The sequence below is a fragment of the Lyngbya sp. CCY1209 genome, from assembly GCF_035615495.1.
Lineage (GTDB): Bacteria > Cyanobacteriota > Cyanobacteriia > Cyanobacteriales > Microcoleaceae > Limnospira.
The window spans coordinates 12,645-29,222 of record NZ_JAJENU010000444.1 but is presented as its reverse complement, the minus strand read 5'-3'; the positions used below and the strand labels follow the sequence as shown (position 1 = coordinate 29,222).

12 protein-coding genes are annotated in these 16,578 nt (G+C 55.1%); 4 read left to right on the top strand and 8 right to left on the bottom strand.

All coding sequences use genetic code 11. The features are described from left to right. Nucleotides 1–41 precede the first annotated feature (41 nt). The 3 genes from glmM to LKE08_RS13695 all read right to left on the bottom strand — a co-directional run bounded on the left by glmM (nt 42) and on the right by LKE08_RS13695 (nt 3,108). On the bottom strand, nt 42–1,493 hold the full coding sequence (gene glmM, locus LKE08_RS13705; RefSeq protein ID WP_324704834.1) for a phosphoglucosamine mutase: 1,452 nt from the start codon (nt 1,491–1,493) through the stop codon (nt 42–44). A 674-nt stretch (nt 1,494–2,167) separates the two neighbouring features. Continuing rightward, nucleotides 2,168–2,383, bottom strand: coding sequence for a hypothetical protein (locus LKE08_RS13700; RefSeq protein ID WP_324704794.1), 216 nt, complete (start codon nt 2,381–2,383; stop codon nt 2,168–2,170). A gap of 119 nt (nt 2,384–2,502) precedes the next feature. Next, the gene (locus LKE08_RS13695; protein ID WP_324704793.1) at nt 2,503–3,108 is read right to left on the bottom strand and encodes a superoxide dismutase; all 606 of its coding nucleotides are present in this window, start codon (nt 3,106–3,108) and stop codon (nt 2,503–2,505) included. Between the two features lie 589 nt (nt 3,109–3,697). On the opposite strand from LKE08_RS13695, the gene LKE08_RS13690 reads away from it, so the two are divergent. The 3 genes from LKE08_RS13690 (at nt 3,698) to LKE08_RS13680 (ending at nt 9,246) form a co-directional block, all read left to right on the top strand. Then, a complete protein-coding gene (locus LKE08_RS13690) occupies nt 3,698–5,878 on the top strand; it encodes an ATP-binding protein (protein WP_324704792.1) in 2,181 nt (726 codons plus the stop codon). 196 nt (nt 5,879–6,074) lie between these two features. After that, nucleotides 6,075–7,427, top strand: coding sequence for a response regulator (locus tag LKE08_RS13685; RefSeq protein WP_324704791.1), 1,353 nt, complete (start codon nt 6,075–6,077; stop codon nt 7,425–7,427). A gap of 202 nt (nt 7,428–7,629) precedes the next feature. After that, nucleotides 7,630–9,246 (top strand): S8 family serine peptidase, encoded by a 1,617-nt coding sequence (locus tag LKE08_RS13680; protein WP_324704790.1) that lies wholly within the window; start codon nt 7,630–7,632, stop codon nt 9,244–9,246. A 69-nt stretch (nt 9,247–9,315) separates the two neighbouring features. On the opposite strand, the gene phnE is transcribed toward LKE08_RS13680, so the two are convergent. The 5 genes from phnE to LKE08_RS13655 all read right to left on the bottom strand — a co-directional run bounded on the left by phnE (nt 9,316) and on the right by LKE08_RS13655 (nt 14,704). Continuing rightward, complete coding sequence (gene phnE, locus LKE08_RS13675; protein ID WP_324704789.1) at nt 9,316–10,164, bottom strand: phosphonate ABC transporter, permease protein PhnE; 849 nt, start codon at nt 10,162–10,164, stop codon at nt 9,316–9,318. Nucleotides 10,165–10,396: 232 nt separating this feature from the next. Further along, nucleotides 10,397–11,470, bottom strand: a complete 1,074-nt coding sequence (phnD, locus tag LKE08_RS13670; protein WP_324704788.1) for a phosphonate ABC transporter substrate-binding protein — start codon at nt 11,468–11,470, stop codon at nt 10,397–10,399. Between the two features lie 68 nt (nt 11,471–11,538). Next, nucleotides 11,539–12,366, bottom strand: coding sequence for a phosphonate ABC transporter ATP-binding protein (phnC, locus tag LKE08_RS13665; RefSeq protein WP_324704787.1), 828 nt, complete (start codon nt 12,364–12,366; stop codon nt 11,539–11,541). 54 nt (nt 12,367–12,420) lie between these two features. Continuing rightward, complete coding sequence (locus tag LKE08_RS13660) at nt 12,421–14,430, bottom strand: NAD-binding protein (protein WP_324704786.1); 2,010 nt, start codon at nt 14,428–14,430, stop codon at nt 12,421–12,423. A gap of 13 nt (nt 14,431–14,443) precedes the next feature. Further along, on the bottom strand, nt 14,444–14,704 hold the full coding sequence (locus LKE08_RS13655; RefSeq protein ID WP_324704785.1) for a DUF1830 domain-containing protein: 261 nt from the start codon (nt 14,702–14,704) through the stop codon (nt 14,444–14,446). 524 nt (nt 14,705–15,228) lie between these two features. Between LKE08_RS13655 and LKE08_RS13650 the strand changes: the two genes are divergently transcribed. Beyond that, entirely contained in the window at nt 15,229–16,239 is a 1,011-nt protein-coding gene (locus LKE08_RS13650) for a CHAD domain-containing protein (RefSeq protein ID WP_324704784.1), read from the top strand. Nucleotides 16,240–16,578 lie beyond the last annotated feature (339 nt).

The following is a 16,578-nucleotide window of genomic DNA, read 5'->3' as shown; positions in this document are numbered from 1 at the left end:
TGAGTGGGAAGTCCACCCTTGGAAATCGAGATTTTTATCTGCTAGGAAGAAAGTTCCCGTCGGACAGTAGAAAGTAAATATTCTAACCAATAGTGGGCGATATTTACATCAGAAGCTTCCACCGTGATCCCCAATTTAGGTTCCGATTTTGCGGTCACTTGAACGATGACGCGCCCTTGATTTCCCATGGCAATTTCTGCCTTTTCGATCGCCCGTCGTAAGGACTCGCATTCCCACCAAATGAGCAGGCGATCGCAGTGTTTAACGGACACCGTCTGCCTCCGTTGGGGATACAGTTGAAAGCTCTCCCGTTTCAGTCGAGCCAGGGACATTCCGGCTTCTCGGGTCAGGGCGGCCAAATGCAGGGCACTGAGCACGCTGTCCCCCGTTCCGCCGTAGTGCCGGCAGAAAATGGAACCGGACGGGTCGCCGCCCAAAATCGCCCCCAACCGCAGCATTTCTTGGTGGATGTGGGACTCGTCGCCCCGAATCCGCACCAAGCGTCCCCCAGAGACGGCCCAGGCCCGTTCAAAGGCCAAGTTCGCCATCGGGTTGGAGACGACCGTCCGATTCGGAAGTTGCCCCCGCCGTTTCAGGGCCGTCCCCCACAAATAGAGGATGTGGTTGCCATCGACGATTTCCCCCCGGTCGTCCATCGCCAAAACCCGTCCGGCATCGCCGTTGAAGGCGAACCCCAGATCGGCCTGGTGCTCCAAAACGGCTCGCCGCAGCAGGTCGGGAGAGTTAAAACCGCAATCGATATTGATGCGATGGCCGTCGGGTTGGTCGTGGAGGCGGATGACCTGTGCCCCCCAGGACTCGAAGAGGGGGGGGACGAGGTGGGCGGCTGCCCCCCACGCCAAATCTAGGACAATTCGCATTCCGCACAAATCTGTCAGAGGTCTCGAATCCTGTAAAAATTGGCGGTAGTGTTCGAGCCACTCCGTCCGGTGGTACTGCCGCCCCCAGCGGTAGGAGTCGAGGCGATCGCACCCCATGAGATCGCCCTTTCCCCGCACCCCCGCTTCGATTTGGTAGTGGAGACTCGGAGAAATGGGCATCCCGTCCGCGCCGAGTATTTTGATGCCGTTTTGGTCGGGGGCACTCTCGTCGGCGGAAATCATCACGCCGCCGACGGCCCCGGTGGTCGCACTCAGGTGGGACACCGCCGGGGCCGGACACAGTCCCAGATGCCACACTTCCAAACCGGTTGCCGCCAAACCGGCGGAGAAGGACATGGCCAACAGATTGCTCGACGGCCGGGAATCCTGGCCGAGAATCACGGGGCCGGGACGGGAGGTGGAGGCTTGCAGCACTTGCCCACTCCAATACCCGATCTGGAGGGCCAGGGACGGGTTGAGAAATTCTCCCACCCGTCCGCGAAAGTCAGTGGCACCAAATTGAGGGGGTTGGGGTAAGGACTGCGAACTCCACGCCCGGTCAGGGAAAGTTTTTGAATTGAAAGGAGAATTGGAAGATGGCAACGCAACCATGTTTACGATCATTGAACACCATAGGACTCGAGCCGACAGAGTTTGAATGGATTGAAAATCCCAAATCTCGGTCAATTCAAATAAAAGATTGGGATTTTTGAGATGATCAATAGGGAGAGATGGGAGAGTTATAACAACCCTCTTTGATGAGAAGAGGCGGGAATTACGAAGTCGCAGACTCCGTCAGACATCGACGAATTCAAGGGGGAGAGAGGGGCGATCGCCCCTCGGGTTCGGACTGTAACGCTCACATTTGTCGATGGGAGTCGCGAGTTAGTCTCGCTCATTCGAGCTGAAAAAATTTTTTTAAAGTCATTTGTTTCCATGCACCCGGCGCAAATTTTGCCGATTAAAATATTTTTCTAGCTAACATGGAACCTTCTTATTTCTGGGATGTCAAGGAATTTCCAGCCAATTTACCAATTCTTTAACAACTCGGACGGCGTGCTTTACCTGAGAGGAGCTTATTTAAAGCGGGGCCGGTGATCGCCCCATTTTGATGCCGAGCAACTGGAACACACAATTGAGAAATCACGGTCGGGCCAAAACTTCTGTCGCCGATCGCACAATTGACGGGTGCGGAGATGGGAAAAGCGCCCGTCGGGGGGAGTTGACTTGACTGCTGATTGGGGGGGAATCTCAAATCTCAAATCTCAAATCTCAAATTCCCACATTCAGCGATCGCCGAACACTTCCGGCTCGATCCCGACCCACCATTCTCCCAAATTCATCAATTCTTCGTGCAAAGCGGACAATTCCCGGACGTACTCCGACTCCGATAACTCGGACCGCCGCTCCCGGAGTTTTTTGAGGCGCAATTGTACCAGGAGCCACGGTTTAGAAATGCCGTCGGTGGCTTCGATGTAGCGGGCGAGATCTCGAGAATCCATAAGAGTCTGCGTCTACGACAAAACAGCCACGATGACCGTGACTGTCCGTTGAAACTTGAGTGGCGGATGTCCACTCAAGCCATCAAAATGGGCAAATTATAGCCAGATTGTCACCAATTTTAGCTGGCGGATGCGAGATTTTCGGCGACGAAATCCCAGTTGACCAGGTTATTCATGAAGTTGTCGATGAAACCGGGCCGGGCATTTTGGAAGTCGAGGTAGTAGGCGTGTTCCCAAACATCCAAAGTCAGCAGGGGGGTTTTGCCTTCGACGATGGGGTTGACCGCGTTGGGGGTCTTCATCACTTTCAGGGTGCCGTTGTCGAGGACCAACCAGGCCCAACCGCTGCCGAACTGGGTAGCCGCCGCATTCTTGAACTCTTCGGCAAATTTGTCGAAGCTGCCGAAGTCGGCGTTAATTTTGTCGGCCAGGGCGCCGGTGGGTTGGCCGCCGCCGCCGGCTTTCATGCACTTCCAGAAAAAGCTGTGGTTCCACACCTGGGCGGCGTTGTTGAACACGCCGGACTTGGAGGAATCGTTGTAGGTCGCCTTGATAATCTCTTCGAGGGACATATTTGCCATGTCCGTGCCTTCGATCGCCGCGTTGAGTTTGCTGACGTAGGCGGCGTGGTGCTTGTCGTGGTGGTACGACAGGGTGTCGGCAGACATCTTGTCGGACGCGAGAGCGTCTTTGGAATAGGGTAAATCGGGAAGTTCAAAAGCCATCGTGTTTGCTCCTCTCTAAATTGCTTCGGACGATCGCCCTTGCCCGGGGGCAAAGTTGATCACCGATCTCAATAAAACTTTACAATATTCTCATCATATACCACCAGAGGTTGTCAAAACAACTTTTTTTGAGCCAATTTTCGATTAAAATCCCCCGGATCGAAATCATTTCCCAGACCGCAGGTCTTGACAAAAAACATTGGATATGATAAGAAGCGGGTCTAGTTAAGCCCATTATCCGGAAGGTTCGTCTCGGCGTCGTCTATCTCAAGAGAGAGCCTAGCAGAAGATCAATCCCCGATCGCGGTTGACGGGCGATCGGAGTCCGAAACCGTCGAAATTCTCGCCACTTTGATAACCTGGAAGTTAGCCCTCCCGTCGCTCTCACTTCGACTCCATTTGTTTTCAGTTGCTCGCTCCGGTCTTCCCTCGCCGGCGGAAGCGATCGCCTTCCGTCCGAGATCACGGCCCCTTTCGATCTGCCTCACCCCAACCTTCAATTAACTTTTGTTAACTTTTCTGAAGGTGGAGGAGGCGATCCCCCGAGGTGGGGCGCTGCCCAGTTGAGATTCGAGATCTGACAAAACCCATGGACACACAGCAGTTAACGGACGAGCAAGCCCTGATCCTCAATGAAATCGACCACGCCATCGCCCTGTTCGACCCGAGCGATCGCCTCGTCCGGTTCAACCAAAAACTCGCGGATCTCTGGGGGTTCCCCGCCGAATTCCTCGCGGCCCGACCCGACATCGAGGCACTCTGCGCCGCCATCACCTCCCGGGGCCACTGGTCCGAGGATCAGTGCGAACACCTCAAACGCACCATCGGCAACTCTCCCGGGGGGCGCCTGTCCTTCTGCATCCAACAGCACAACCAAATTTGCCTGGAAATCCAAAGCATCCCCACCCCCCAGGGCGGACGCCTGCTCACCTTCCGGGACGTCACCGACCACCGCAACACCCAACTGAACCTCAACACCGAAGTCCGGCGGCTGCGCTTTCTCCTGGGACTCAACGAACGCCTCCAGGACCTCGACAACCTGCAAGAGATCGCCCAATTCGCCCTCAACTACCTGATTCAAGTCATGGACGCGGCCTTCGGCGATGTCAAAGTCATCCTCGGGGAAGGCAACAACCGCGTCACCGGCATGGTGGGAAACCAAATTTCCGGCCAATTCGTGGCCACCTACGGGGAACCCGCCGTCACCGAAATGCAATCCATGTTAAATCAAGGCATCCCCCACGGCGAAGGCCTGCTGTGGGACGTGGTGGAGACGGGGCAACCCGTGTTCGTGGAAGACTACGCCAACCACCCCCAGTCCGTCCCCGCATTCCGCCACCCGGGGATCGGCAAGCTGGGAATTTTCCCCATCCCCTGCACCACCGGCCAGATCATCGGAGTCCTGACCCTCGAATCCCGGGATCTCGAAAAAATGCAGGAATATCCCCAACTCGATATGCTCTTCGCCGCCTGCCGCACCCTCGGAACGGCGATCGAACGCGCCCAGGCCCAGGAACGGCTGCGCCAGAGCAACGAAAACTTGGAGCGGGCCTCCCAACTGAAATCGGAGTTTCTTGCCTCCATGTCCCACGAACTCCGCACCCCCCTCAACAGCATTTTGGGCTTCTCCGATCTGCTCAAACGCAAAACCGCCGGGGAACTCAATACGCGCCAGATCAACCAGGTGCAGTTTATCGAAAAAAGCGGCAAGCACCTGTTGCAGCTCATCAACGACATCCTCGACCTCTCCAAAATCGAATCCGGCAAAACCGAGTTGAACCTGGAATCGGTCAACATCCACCAACTGTGCAGCGAGTGCCTGAAAATGATCCAACCCCGGGCCGAAAAAAAATGTCTGGCCCTCTCGTTGGAGTTAGATTATCGCATCACCGAGGTTTTACTCGACGAGCGGCGGGTGCGCCAAATTTTGATCAACCTGCTCTCCAACGCGGTGAAATTCACCCCGGAAGGGGGAAAGGTGCGGTTGAGCGGACAACTGGCCTACGGGGCGCAGATGGAGGGAGATTACCGCCCCGATCGCTCTCCGGTCAACGAGAGCACTCCCTATTTGTGCCTGGAAGTGCTCGACTCCGGCATCGGTATCCCTGAAGATCGCTGGCATCTGCTGTTCCAACCCTTCCAACAGATCGACTCGTCCCTGACGCGCCGCCACGAGGGGACGGGATTGGGGTTGGTGCTCACCAAGCGTCTGGCCGAACTGCACGGGGGGACTGTCTCGTTGCAGACCCGGGTTGACGAGGGGAGCCGGTTCCGGGTGTGGCTGCCGCTGACGGAAATGCGGCAGGAATTGGCAAAAAGCCCCCCTTCCGAGATGGAGACTTATCAAACTGCCGGACCGATGCCCGAGTTGAAAAAGGGAAATACCCCCCGGATGTTGGTGGTGGAGGATCAACCGTTCAATCAGTTGTTGATTTCTGAGATGTTGGAATTGCAGGGGTATCAGGTGGAATTGATCGCCGACGGCCAGACGATGTTAGATTTGATTCATTCCCCCCTGGTGAAAGCCGGGACGTTGCCGGATCTGATTTTGATGGACATTCAACTGCCGGAGATCGACGGGTTTGAACTGATGCGGGAATTGAAGCGGCATCCGGTTTGGAAGGCGGTCCCGGTGGTGGCGGTGACGGCGATGGCGATGCCGGGGGACCGCGATCGCTGTTTGGAGGCCGGGGCGATCGCTTATTTGAGCAAACCGCTGGATGTGGAAACGGCGTTGAAGACGGTGAAAGGCTTGCTCGACGGCGACTGAGGACAGCCGCTCCGGACAATTCTCAGGATCGTTACAATTTCCGTAGGTGAGGATCGGTTCGATCTCAATTTTTCACCGGTCAACAGGGGTATCTGCCGAAAAGATAAAATTAAATAGAGCCGATATCGCGATCGATTTTGCCGTCCGGCAGGTCGTCAAACTTCCCTATTCCCCGAACAGTTACCCCCCCAACCCCATGTCTGAAACACAGTCGCACATTCTCCTGGTCGATGACGAACCGGCCAATTTGGTGTTATTGGAAGAGTTATTAATTTCGGAGGGTTACAGCACCGACCTGGCTGAGTCGGGACTCGAAGCTTTGGAACTCGCCCACAAGTCGCCGCCGGATTTGGTGTTGCTGGATATTATGATGCCGGATATGGACGGGTTTGAAATTTGCGAAAAACTTCGGAAAGATAGCCGGTTGCAGACGATCCCGATCATTTTTTTGACGGCTTTGGATGACGACCAGTCCCGGTTGAAAGGGTTGGAGACAATGGGGGACGATTACATTACCAAACCGTTTAACAGCGAACTGTTGTTGGCGAAAATTACCAATATTTTGAAGCTCAATAAAATGCGATCGCGGACGAATCAGGTGCAGTTGCAGCGGCAGGTTCAAGAACAAAACCGGCGGCAACTGTCCGCGGCTTGGCAGATCAACGAATATCTGTCGGACAAATTTCAACTCTTCGTCCCCCAGCAATTTTTAAAACGCATCGCCCCCGAAGGGGTGGAGTCGATCCAGTTGGGAAATGTGACGGAGGAGGAACTGACGGTTCTGTTTTGCGATATTCGCGGCTTTACGGCGATCGCGGAATCTCAACAGGCGCGAGAAACCTTTGAATGGTTGAATGCATTTTTCAACCAGATGAGCCGCTGTATTTCCACCCACAACGGATTCATCGACAAGTATTTGGGAGACGCGATCATGGCGGTTTTTGATCGCCCAAACGATCACGCGACGGACGCTTTTAATTCGGCTTTGATGATGAAACAGAGTTTGCGGGAATTCAACCGCGATCGCCGCCAATTTAAAATCCAAAAACCGATCCGCATTGGCATCGGCATCGACACCGGCATCGGCATGATCGGCACTCTGGGATCGGAATATCGCATGGATTCTACCGTCATCGGAAATATCGTCAATACCGCCTCCCGTTTGGAGGGACTGACCAAAGTTTACGGATGCCACATCATCGCCAGTAAAGTGGCGGTAGAAACCGCAGAATCCATGACAGATAGACAAGCAAAATCAAACTTTTTTTATACTCGCTGGATTGATCGCGTAACCCCCCGAGGTAAAACCCAACCTTTGGAAATTTACGAACTGCTCGGAAGTCGAAATTATCCCATTTCCGAAACCAAAATTCGCACCCGCCCTTTATTCGATCGCGCCACCCAAGCTTGGAGAAACAGCCGGATTGAAGAAGCGTTAGAATTATTTGAAGCGATCATTGCTAAAAATCCCTCGGATCAAGTAGCCCGATATTACATCCGCCGATGTGGCGAAGCACTGGCGACAACCCCCTCAGATGCCAACAATTAATCATTAATAATTAATAATTGTTAATCGTTTTCAGATTCTTTAATCTTTTTTTTATTAATGCGCGGATCTCCCCCGGTGCGAACGTTGTGGCGAAAAGGGGTCGGTTCAAATGTTTTGACAAACGTTATATTAAAAGAGTGAGGAGTCCGGAGCAAAAAAGAACCGTCGGTTCCGTCGGTTCCCCGTGTAGGAGGCTCACCCCATGTTAGACTTCGGCAGTTGGCAAGCGGACGAATTATATTCGACTGTCAATTCGGATGCCGCGATCGCCCCAGAAAATCACCTCTCGCCACCCATTCCATCCGCACCGTCGGAAGAGACGCCATTGATTTTTCCGCCGGACGACCCCGCCGAGATTGGGTTGCGATCGCCCCAAATTTTCTCCCCGGAACCGACCGTTTCTTCCACCGACGGCGGGGAAACTCTCCCAGACTCCGCCGCCGATCCCCTCACGGGTTCAAATTCCGAAACCGGACGGCAAAGCAGTTTTTATGGGTACGATTCCTTACTCGGCATCGTGGACTTGGGCGATCTGAACGGCACGCAAACCGTCGGCGACTCGGTGGGCTATTTCGACTCGGGAGATATTTACCGTTTCACCCTGGCGACTCCCGCCGATTTCCGCCTGGTTTTGGAGGGGTTGAGTGCGGATGCGGACGTGGAACTGAGCCGGGATTTTAACGCCAACGGTCGGGTCGATTACGGAGAAGCGATCGCGGGTTCTTACCATTGGTTTAATCGCCCGGAATTGATCGAAGCCAACCTCGAACCCGGAACCTATTTTGTCAACGTCTATCCCTACCAAGGAACGACTGCCTACAATCTCACCTTATCCGCGACACCGACATCGAATCACCTTCACGCCGGTTTTAACAGCCGCTACGGATACGGCTTGGTGAATGCCTCCGCCGCCGTTGCCGGTGCGATCGCCTCCCCCGCCCCCTTACAGGAGGTTCCCGATCGCTTCGGGGACAACTGGGGACTCGACACCATCGGCGCCCCGGAAGTCTGGAACGCCGGCTACACCGGAACCGGAGTGGTCGTCGCCGTCATCGATAGTGGCGTGGACTACACCCACCCGGATTTGGCGAACAATATCTGGCACAATTCGGATGAAATTCCCGGTAACGGCATCGACGACGACGCAAACGGGTTTGTTGACGACGCGATCGGCTGGGACTTCGTAGACGGCGATCGCGATCCGATGGATGCGATCGGCCACGGGACCCACATCGCCGGAACCATCGCCGCCGCCGGTGACGGATTCGGAATCACCGGAGTCGCACCCGGCGCCCAAATCATGCCCGTCCGCGTCCTCGACAGCGAGGGCGCCGCCGCACCCAACGAGGTGGCGACGGGAATTTACTACGCCGTCGATAACGGTGCCGACATCATCAATCTCAGCCTGGGGGGAAATTTTCCCTCGCCGCCGGAAGAACGGGCGATCGAATTTGCGGTGGAACGGGGAGTCGCGGTGGTGATGGCCGCCGGTAACAGCTACAGTTCCGCCCCCGCCTATCCCGCCTACTACGCCAAAGACAACGGCATCGCGGTGGGGGCCGTGAATTCCGCCGGAAATTTGGTCAGTTTTTCCAACCGCGCCGGGGAGGTTCCCCTCGACTATGTCGGCGCCCCCGGACAGGCCATTTATTCGACCACGCCAAACAACACCTACAGTTGGTATGACGGAACCTCGATGGCGACACCCCACGTCTCCGGCACGGCGGCATTGATGTTGAGTGCCAATCCCGGTTTGAGTGTCGAACAGGTGGAAAGCATTCTGATCGAAACCGCCAATCCCGATGCGGTGTTGGGGTGAGGGTGCGGGGAAAGTGAAAAGTGAAAAGTGAAAAGTGAAATTTTCCCGACTCCCTATCCCCTATCCCCTTCAAACCAACCAATTTCGCAACTTGGCGGAACCGAAATCGATCGCGGACGTTGCCACGATCAAAATAATCAGAATGGCGCAAACTTTCTGATAGTCGAAGGCTTGGAAACTTTGGTAGAGGGAAACCCCGATGCCGCCTGCGCCGACGATTCCCAAAACGGAGGCGGAACGGACGTTGGATTCAAAGCGGTACAATACAAAAGAAGTCCACAGCGGCATCACCTGGGGCACCACGCCGAACAGGATTTCTTGGATGTTATTCGCCCCCGTGGCGCGGATGCCCTCCACCGGACCCGGATCGATGGATTCGACGGCTTCGGAAAACAGTTTTCCGAGGGCTCCCGCCGTGCTGACACTCAACGCCAGCACCCCGGCAAAGGGACCCAAACCGACGGCGACGACGAAGATGAGGGCGAACACCATTTCGTTGATCGCCCGCATGGCATCCAAGAGGCGCCGCATGGGTTGGACGATCCAGATCGGGCAGATATTTTCCGAGGCAAAAATCGCCAGGGGAACGGCGACGATCGCGGCGATTAACGTCCCCCAAATTCCCATCGAAATGGTGATAATCGTATCTTCTAAGTAAATTCTCCAATCGGAGAAGTCCGGGGGGAAATAACCGGCGATGTAGGTCGCCATGTTGCCGCTGTTTTCCGCCAAGACGGCAACGTTTATCTCGCTTTGGATGAAGGAAAAAATTAAAATCGCGATCGCCATCAGCCCGAAGAAAATGCGGACTCCCGTTACCCGCTTTTCTTCTTTTTCGAGCATCTCTAAAACGGCTGGAGAGGCTTCCAATTGCAGGGATGTTTGGGAGGAATCGAAACGACTTGAAGAACCGTTCATTTTGAGTTAATATAAAATCAGTGTTGGTTGGGCTTCAGCCCCGTTTCGGTGGCCCTAAAGCGCAACAACGGGTTGATATAGCGCTGTGCGAGCCGCGTAGTTACACAGCGGATGGGTGAGAATTGTCAATCCCCCGACTCCCCACTCCCGACTCCCGACTCCCGTTTCTAGACCTTGTAACTACACGATCGCGCACTGCTATAAGTGGTTGGGTTCGGGGGTTCCAATCGTCTTATTGCAGGGCTTCCAATTTCTGCCGAAGTTGCGTCAATTTTTGCTCCCTCGTCGCTGCGTCGATCTTCTCGTCCGACTGGACTTCCAAGATTTCCTTGCCAACTTCCAATTCGCGGATGGGGTTCCAATCCGCATCTCCGGCCGGAACGAAACCAGACCACTCCAACGGACCGAGAATCTGTTCGTCTTGATAATTATAGAAGAAATCCCGAATTTTTTGTTTCATTTCTTCCGGCAAATCCTTGCGGTAGGCGATCGGATCGCTGGGGATTTCTACGGAAGTCCAAATGATTTCGATATTTTTACGGGCTTCCGGAGCGGTTTTTTCCAGACGACTGAGGGATTCGCTGTTGTTGGTTGCCACATCGACCTGATTGTTTGCCACCGCCAAAGCCGTCGCCTCGTGACTTCCCGAAAAGACGAGTTTTTCAAAGGCTTTCTTGGGGTTGACATCATTTTTTGCAAAAACGTAATAACTGGGAACTAAGAAACCGGATGTGGAGTTTGGATCGTTAAATGCGAAAGTCAATTTATCCGCATTTTCTATCACATATAAATCTCCCTTCCCGTCTTTGATTTCGCCGACGATCGGGTTATCCTTATTTGCGATCAGGTGGGCATAGTACCCCTGGGAGCCGTCGAGGGCGACGGTGCGGGCGAAGGCTTCGGCATTAGCCATTTTCGCCGCTCCGATATAGGATTTTCCACCCAGCCAAGCCAGGTGAACTTTCCCGAAGCGCATGGCTTCGATTACCCCGGCGTAGGAGGTGGCGTAGGAGGCTTTGACGGGGATTCCTAGTTCTTCGGACATCGCCGCTACGAAGGGTTCCCAGAGCGGTTTTTGATTGGCTTGGGACTCGGTGGAAATGATGCCAAATTCCAGGGTTTTCAGGTCGGGGTCGAGGGCGGAAACATTGGTCGCTTTGGCGGTTTCCGTGGCTTCTGTCCCGGTTTTACCGTCCGCTGCCGGGGTCGTTGAGGTCGAGTTGGAAGAACAACTCGCCAGCAGTTTTGCACCGGCGGCGGAGAAAACAAATAGAGAAGTTGATTTTAAAAAATTTCGTCTGTCCATAGGATACAGTTGGGATTGAATAAATAAGTGGAAATGGAAAACCGAAAAAGGCTCGTTTGGGGGCGACTTTATTTCAATTCTCCGTGTCCGCTCAGGACGAGTTCTTGGGCCGCCGTGCCGTACAGGCGGTTGAGTTCGGTGTCGTCGAGGGCCGTTGTCGGGCCATCGAACATCACCGCCCCGTCTTTGAGGGCGACCGATCGCACAAAATAGCGGCGCACCATCTGCACTTGGTGCAGGGAGGCGATCACCGTGATGCCGTGGGTGCGGTTGAGGTCGCCGAGTAGCTGCATCACCCGGTGGGCCGACTCCGGGTCGAGGGAAGCGATCGGTTCGTCGGCGAGGATAATTTTGGCACCCTGAACCAAACATCGGGCGATCGCCACCCGCTGCTGTTGACCCCCGGACAGTTGGGAGGCCCGCTGGTAGGCCTGTTCCAAAATCCCCACCCGTTCCAAGGCGGAAAGGGCGGCTTGTTTTTCCGCCGGGGTGAACAGGCGGAGTGCCGAACGGGCCAGGGAAATGCGGGACAAATTCCCCACCCAGACATTTTCAATGGCGGTGAGTCGTTTGACCAAATTGAACTGCTGAAAAATGCAGCCGATCTGACTCCGCAGGTGCCGCACCTTAGAATGGAATCGGCCGTCGGTTTGCAAGGGCATCCCGAAGATTTCCACCCGGCCGCGATCGCCCCGTTCCAAGCCGTTGAGGTGGCGCAACAAGGTGGATTTTCCCGAGCCGGAAGCCCCCACCAACGCCACCATTTCGCCCGATCGCACTGTCACGTCAATCCCCTGAAGGGCGACCTTTCCCTTGAAGCTCTTGGTCAGATCGAGCGTCTCGACCGCCGTGCCGGTATTGATATTCAATGTACCGTTACCCCCACTGTCTGTCATCAATAGTCTGCAAGGTTGAATTTAAGGAATTGTGAGCTTTAGATTATTATCCGGTTAAATTTCTCCGGTGTCATCCGGGGGAATCACCCGGGCGATGACCTGCGATCGCCGCAACTCCTCCGACAAATGATAGACCTGGTGCTCGAACAGCAGCCGGGGCAAGATCGCGGGTAAATCCGCCATCAAATTCCGGGCCACATTTAACGGACATCCGCAGATGCGGACGATCGCATTTGCCCCTTCAAATACCGCTCCCGACGTCAGAGCTTTTTCGATGCGAATTCGCCAGCGGGGGACGGTGAGAAATATCCCCTCCTCCACGGCCCGCAACCCCTCCATCGTCGCCAACACCACCATGCGATCGCCGACCGCCAACTGGATCTCGTCCGGCGGCATCAACCGGGGCGACTGGGAACCCCGCCGGTGCCAAATCGGCACCACGCCGTAACCGTAGGCCACCTCCCCCAACAGCAACTCGTTGAGCGTGTCCCCCGCCTCGATTTCGTACTCCGTCACCAAAACGGTGCGATCGCCCAACCGGAACAAATCCAGGATATTTTCCCCGAACGCCGCCCCCGCAAACGCCTCCGCCGTCACCCCGTAGGCGCAAATGACGTGAGTCCCCGGCAGCAGGTGATTCAAACTGTCGGTGAGACTCTGTTCCTCCGTCCGGATCGCCAAATGGCAGTTGGGATTCGCCGAACGGGCCATCAAGCTGATTTCCAGATTCAACATCTCGTCGTCCGTCACCACCACCACGCTGCGGGCCGCGGCCAGATTCACCCGACTCAGGGTTTCTTTGAGATTGCCCGTGACGATGGGAATAGCCGGCAAAACCGCCGGGTCGAACTGGGGGTTGAACGTGATGCCCACCACCGGCTGTCTGAACTCCTGCAGGAGCCTCACCACCCGCTGTCCGACCCGCCCCAACCCGACAACGATCGCGTGATCGTGGGTGGGAATCGGGGGGCGGCGGCGGGTGAGTTGAAATCGGCTACTCAGCATCGCCTGGGTGAGCAAAGCGTACAACACCCCCACCAACGCCGTCCCCACCAGGGTGAGGAGGAAGGCGAAAAACTGCAGCCACCCGGGGACGGCCGGATCGATTTGAAAATCCCCGAATAATTCGGCGTATTCGCCCAGCAACAGGACGGCGACCCCGTAGAACGCCCCCACCAGGCTGGCATCCGGATAGAAGCGGTAAAATAGGGCGGTTCCCAGGACGAGCAGCGCCGCCACGAAAGCCAGACACACGATCGCCACCGGGCTGACGGACTGCTCCCGGTTTCCCTCCCACAGTTCCACCAACCGAGGGCGCAACTCCCGCCACCGGGGAAACTGAAACCATTTCCACCGCCATCGCCGGGGAGAATCTGGATTGGCGGATTCAAAGTGGGGGCGATCGACCACTTCGATATAGATCACCGTATCGCCCGGTTGCAGTTCGGCTTTCGGTGCCCAGTCGTGCAGGGACTCTTGGGGGCGATCGTCGTCCCGGGTGTGGCGCAAAATCCGCCGGGTGCGGCCGTTGAGTTCCCGCAGTGACGTTCGATAACACCAGCGATCGCCCGGGACGATCTGCCGCCGGACGACTTGCACTCGCAACCCGTCTAACTGGAAAAATCCCAAAATGTCCGTTCCCAGGGCCGCCAATGCGAAGGCCGGGGCGGGGAGTTGGGTGGGTTCAAAGGCGACGAAGTTGCCCAGATGTTCGCCCAACAACTGATTGAAATTTTCTTTCGCAGAGCGCACCACCAACCGGGCGCGGGGATTGATTTTGCGGATCGCCAGGGCGGTTTCGGCGTTCATCCGTTCCTGACTCGTCACGATCAGCACCGCCCGACATTGGCGGATGTCCGCCCGTTCCAAAACCGACCCTTGGCGGGCGTCGCCGACGATCAACCGGTCCAACAATTCCGGCAGGCGGGGGATTTCCCAGTGTTCGGGTTCGGCGAGGTTGATGCCGTTGACCCGGACTCCAAATTCTTTCAGGGCGACCACGCAATGTTGGCCGAGGCTGCCTAAACCGCAGACTAAAAAGCGATCCCGTGGATTGGAATTCACCGTTTCGACTGGCTCACACCCCCTCGTCCACTTGCAGGGTCCGACAGGAAATCCGGCGCATTTCGATCGCTTCGGATGAGACGGCATAGAAGATTTTGAGATGGGATTCCCCTGTTGCCTCGAATAGGAAAATTTGGCCGGGAAATACGATCCGCTCGAATGGGTCACATCCGGGATCGTCCATCCGCAAAATCTCAATTGTGGATGTCCGGTTCTGATAGCTGCACAGCACTTGGGTCGGGCTGCTGATTTTGGGGCGATCGCTCGAGATCATGGTGGAAGTTATCTGGTTTTTTTATAAGAGTGGAAATGGCCGAGAATTTGGGTCTGGGGTGCGGGAAAAAATCGATAATTATCTATTATCGGTTATCGACGACCGATTCATTTTCTCCACACCCGGCCTCCCAGCCTCATCCTCGGGTCGGGAGCCCCAAGATAGGAGCCCGATCCTGTTTCCATCAAAACACAAGGACTTGACATTGACAGTTAAAATCTGGTTAAATGTTAGCTTTGTGTTGAATATGGCGAAGGAAAGGTGAAGGTTTGGGGCGATCGCGGGCGATATCAGATGGGAAAGGCTTTTCACGGCTTCGAGGTTCCCGGTGCCGGGGTCGGCGATTACCGCCAGAGGTTAACAACTGGCGATCGAGTTGACCAGTGAATATCCCGGTGGTCTCCAGGGGTGGGCCGGAGGACTCAGTATTTTTCTCAAAATTGATAAAGTTTTGTAAAATCAGTTTTTGTGAATTGCTATAGTTAAGCTTGTCCTAACACCATTCTCTATTTTAGAGAGCAACCATGACAATTGAAACACAACTGAAACCCAATACATTGGGAAATTGGGCTGCTTTAGGTATTCAAAAATATCTGAACAAAGTCCTCAGCCACGAAGCCGCAGTTTTGAAAGACGAAGATCCCGAAGAATTGCACCAAATGCGGGTGGGAATGCGGCGGCTGCGGTCGGCTGCGACTGGGTTCGCCCCGGTGTTGAATTTGCCGAAAGCGGCGGGCGATCGCCCGATCGGAAAAATTGCTCGCCGCCTGGGAGAATTGCGGGATTTGGACGTGCTTTTGGAAGCGTTGAATACCCACTATTACCCCCAGCTTCCCGAACCGGAAAAAAAAGCCCTGGATGTGGTTTTATTGCAGTTAGTCAAACGCCGCCACAAGGCTTTTAAACTGGTGCGATCGACCCTGGAAGGTAAGAAGTATCAGCAGATGAAACAACAGTTGCAGCAGTGGATCGACTTTCCGCAATATACGGCGATCGAAAAACTGCCCGTCGAAGAAGTGTTGCCAGACCTGCTTCTCCCCCAAGTCAGCAAGCTGTTTTTGCACCCGGGTTGGCTGTTCGGTGTCGAACACCTCTCCGATGAAACTGAGGCGGTGGAAAACAATTCGGACGGCAATCAACCCACTCAAACCCTGTCCAAGAAAAAAGTCGAAAAACTGTTGACGGCCCACGGAGAAGTCTTGCACAGTTTGCGGAAACAGACCAAACGAGTCCGGTATTTGATGAATCTGTTCACTGATTTTTACGGCCCCACTTACGACGCCTATCTCCAGGACATGAAAGATATTCAAGAATGTTTGGGCGACATTCAAGATAGCATGGTTTTGGAAGCCGTTTTGGTGGATATTTTGGGCGACGATATCAAAAAGAACCTGCCCAAACTTGCGAATCATCTCGCCCGCAGTCGCTATCAGGCGTGGTGCAGATGGGCCCAGTTCCAGCGCCGGTATCTCAACCTCGTGATTCGCAAAGGTTTTCACTCCGCCCTGCTGCATCCCGAAGTGGAATCGAGCTAAGTTAAACGGCGCTTGAGTCGGGGCGGGATGATAGGACTTTCCTGCCCCCGCGTGTCACGCCATACTTTCCGGTCGATTTTGAGATGTCTCCCCTCGACGTTTGGGACATTGCTATTGTAGAAAGGGAAGAGGGAATAAAGAATATGTTTTTCCCACATCCCACACTCCACACCCCACCGCCGTTCGGAATCTGTCTGGTAAATAACCGGATTTGATAGTAAGATCGGATGGCAGGGTGCCATTGTCATCTCGAAGAGCCGGATTTTTATCATCTGCCCGCCCGATCGCGCCGACAGCCACTCGAACCGGAATCCTCCAGACGGCGACATCAATCCGATT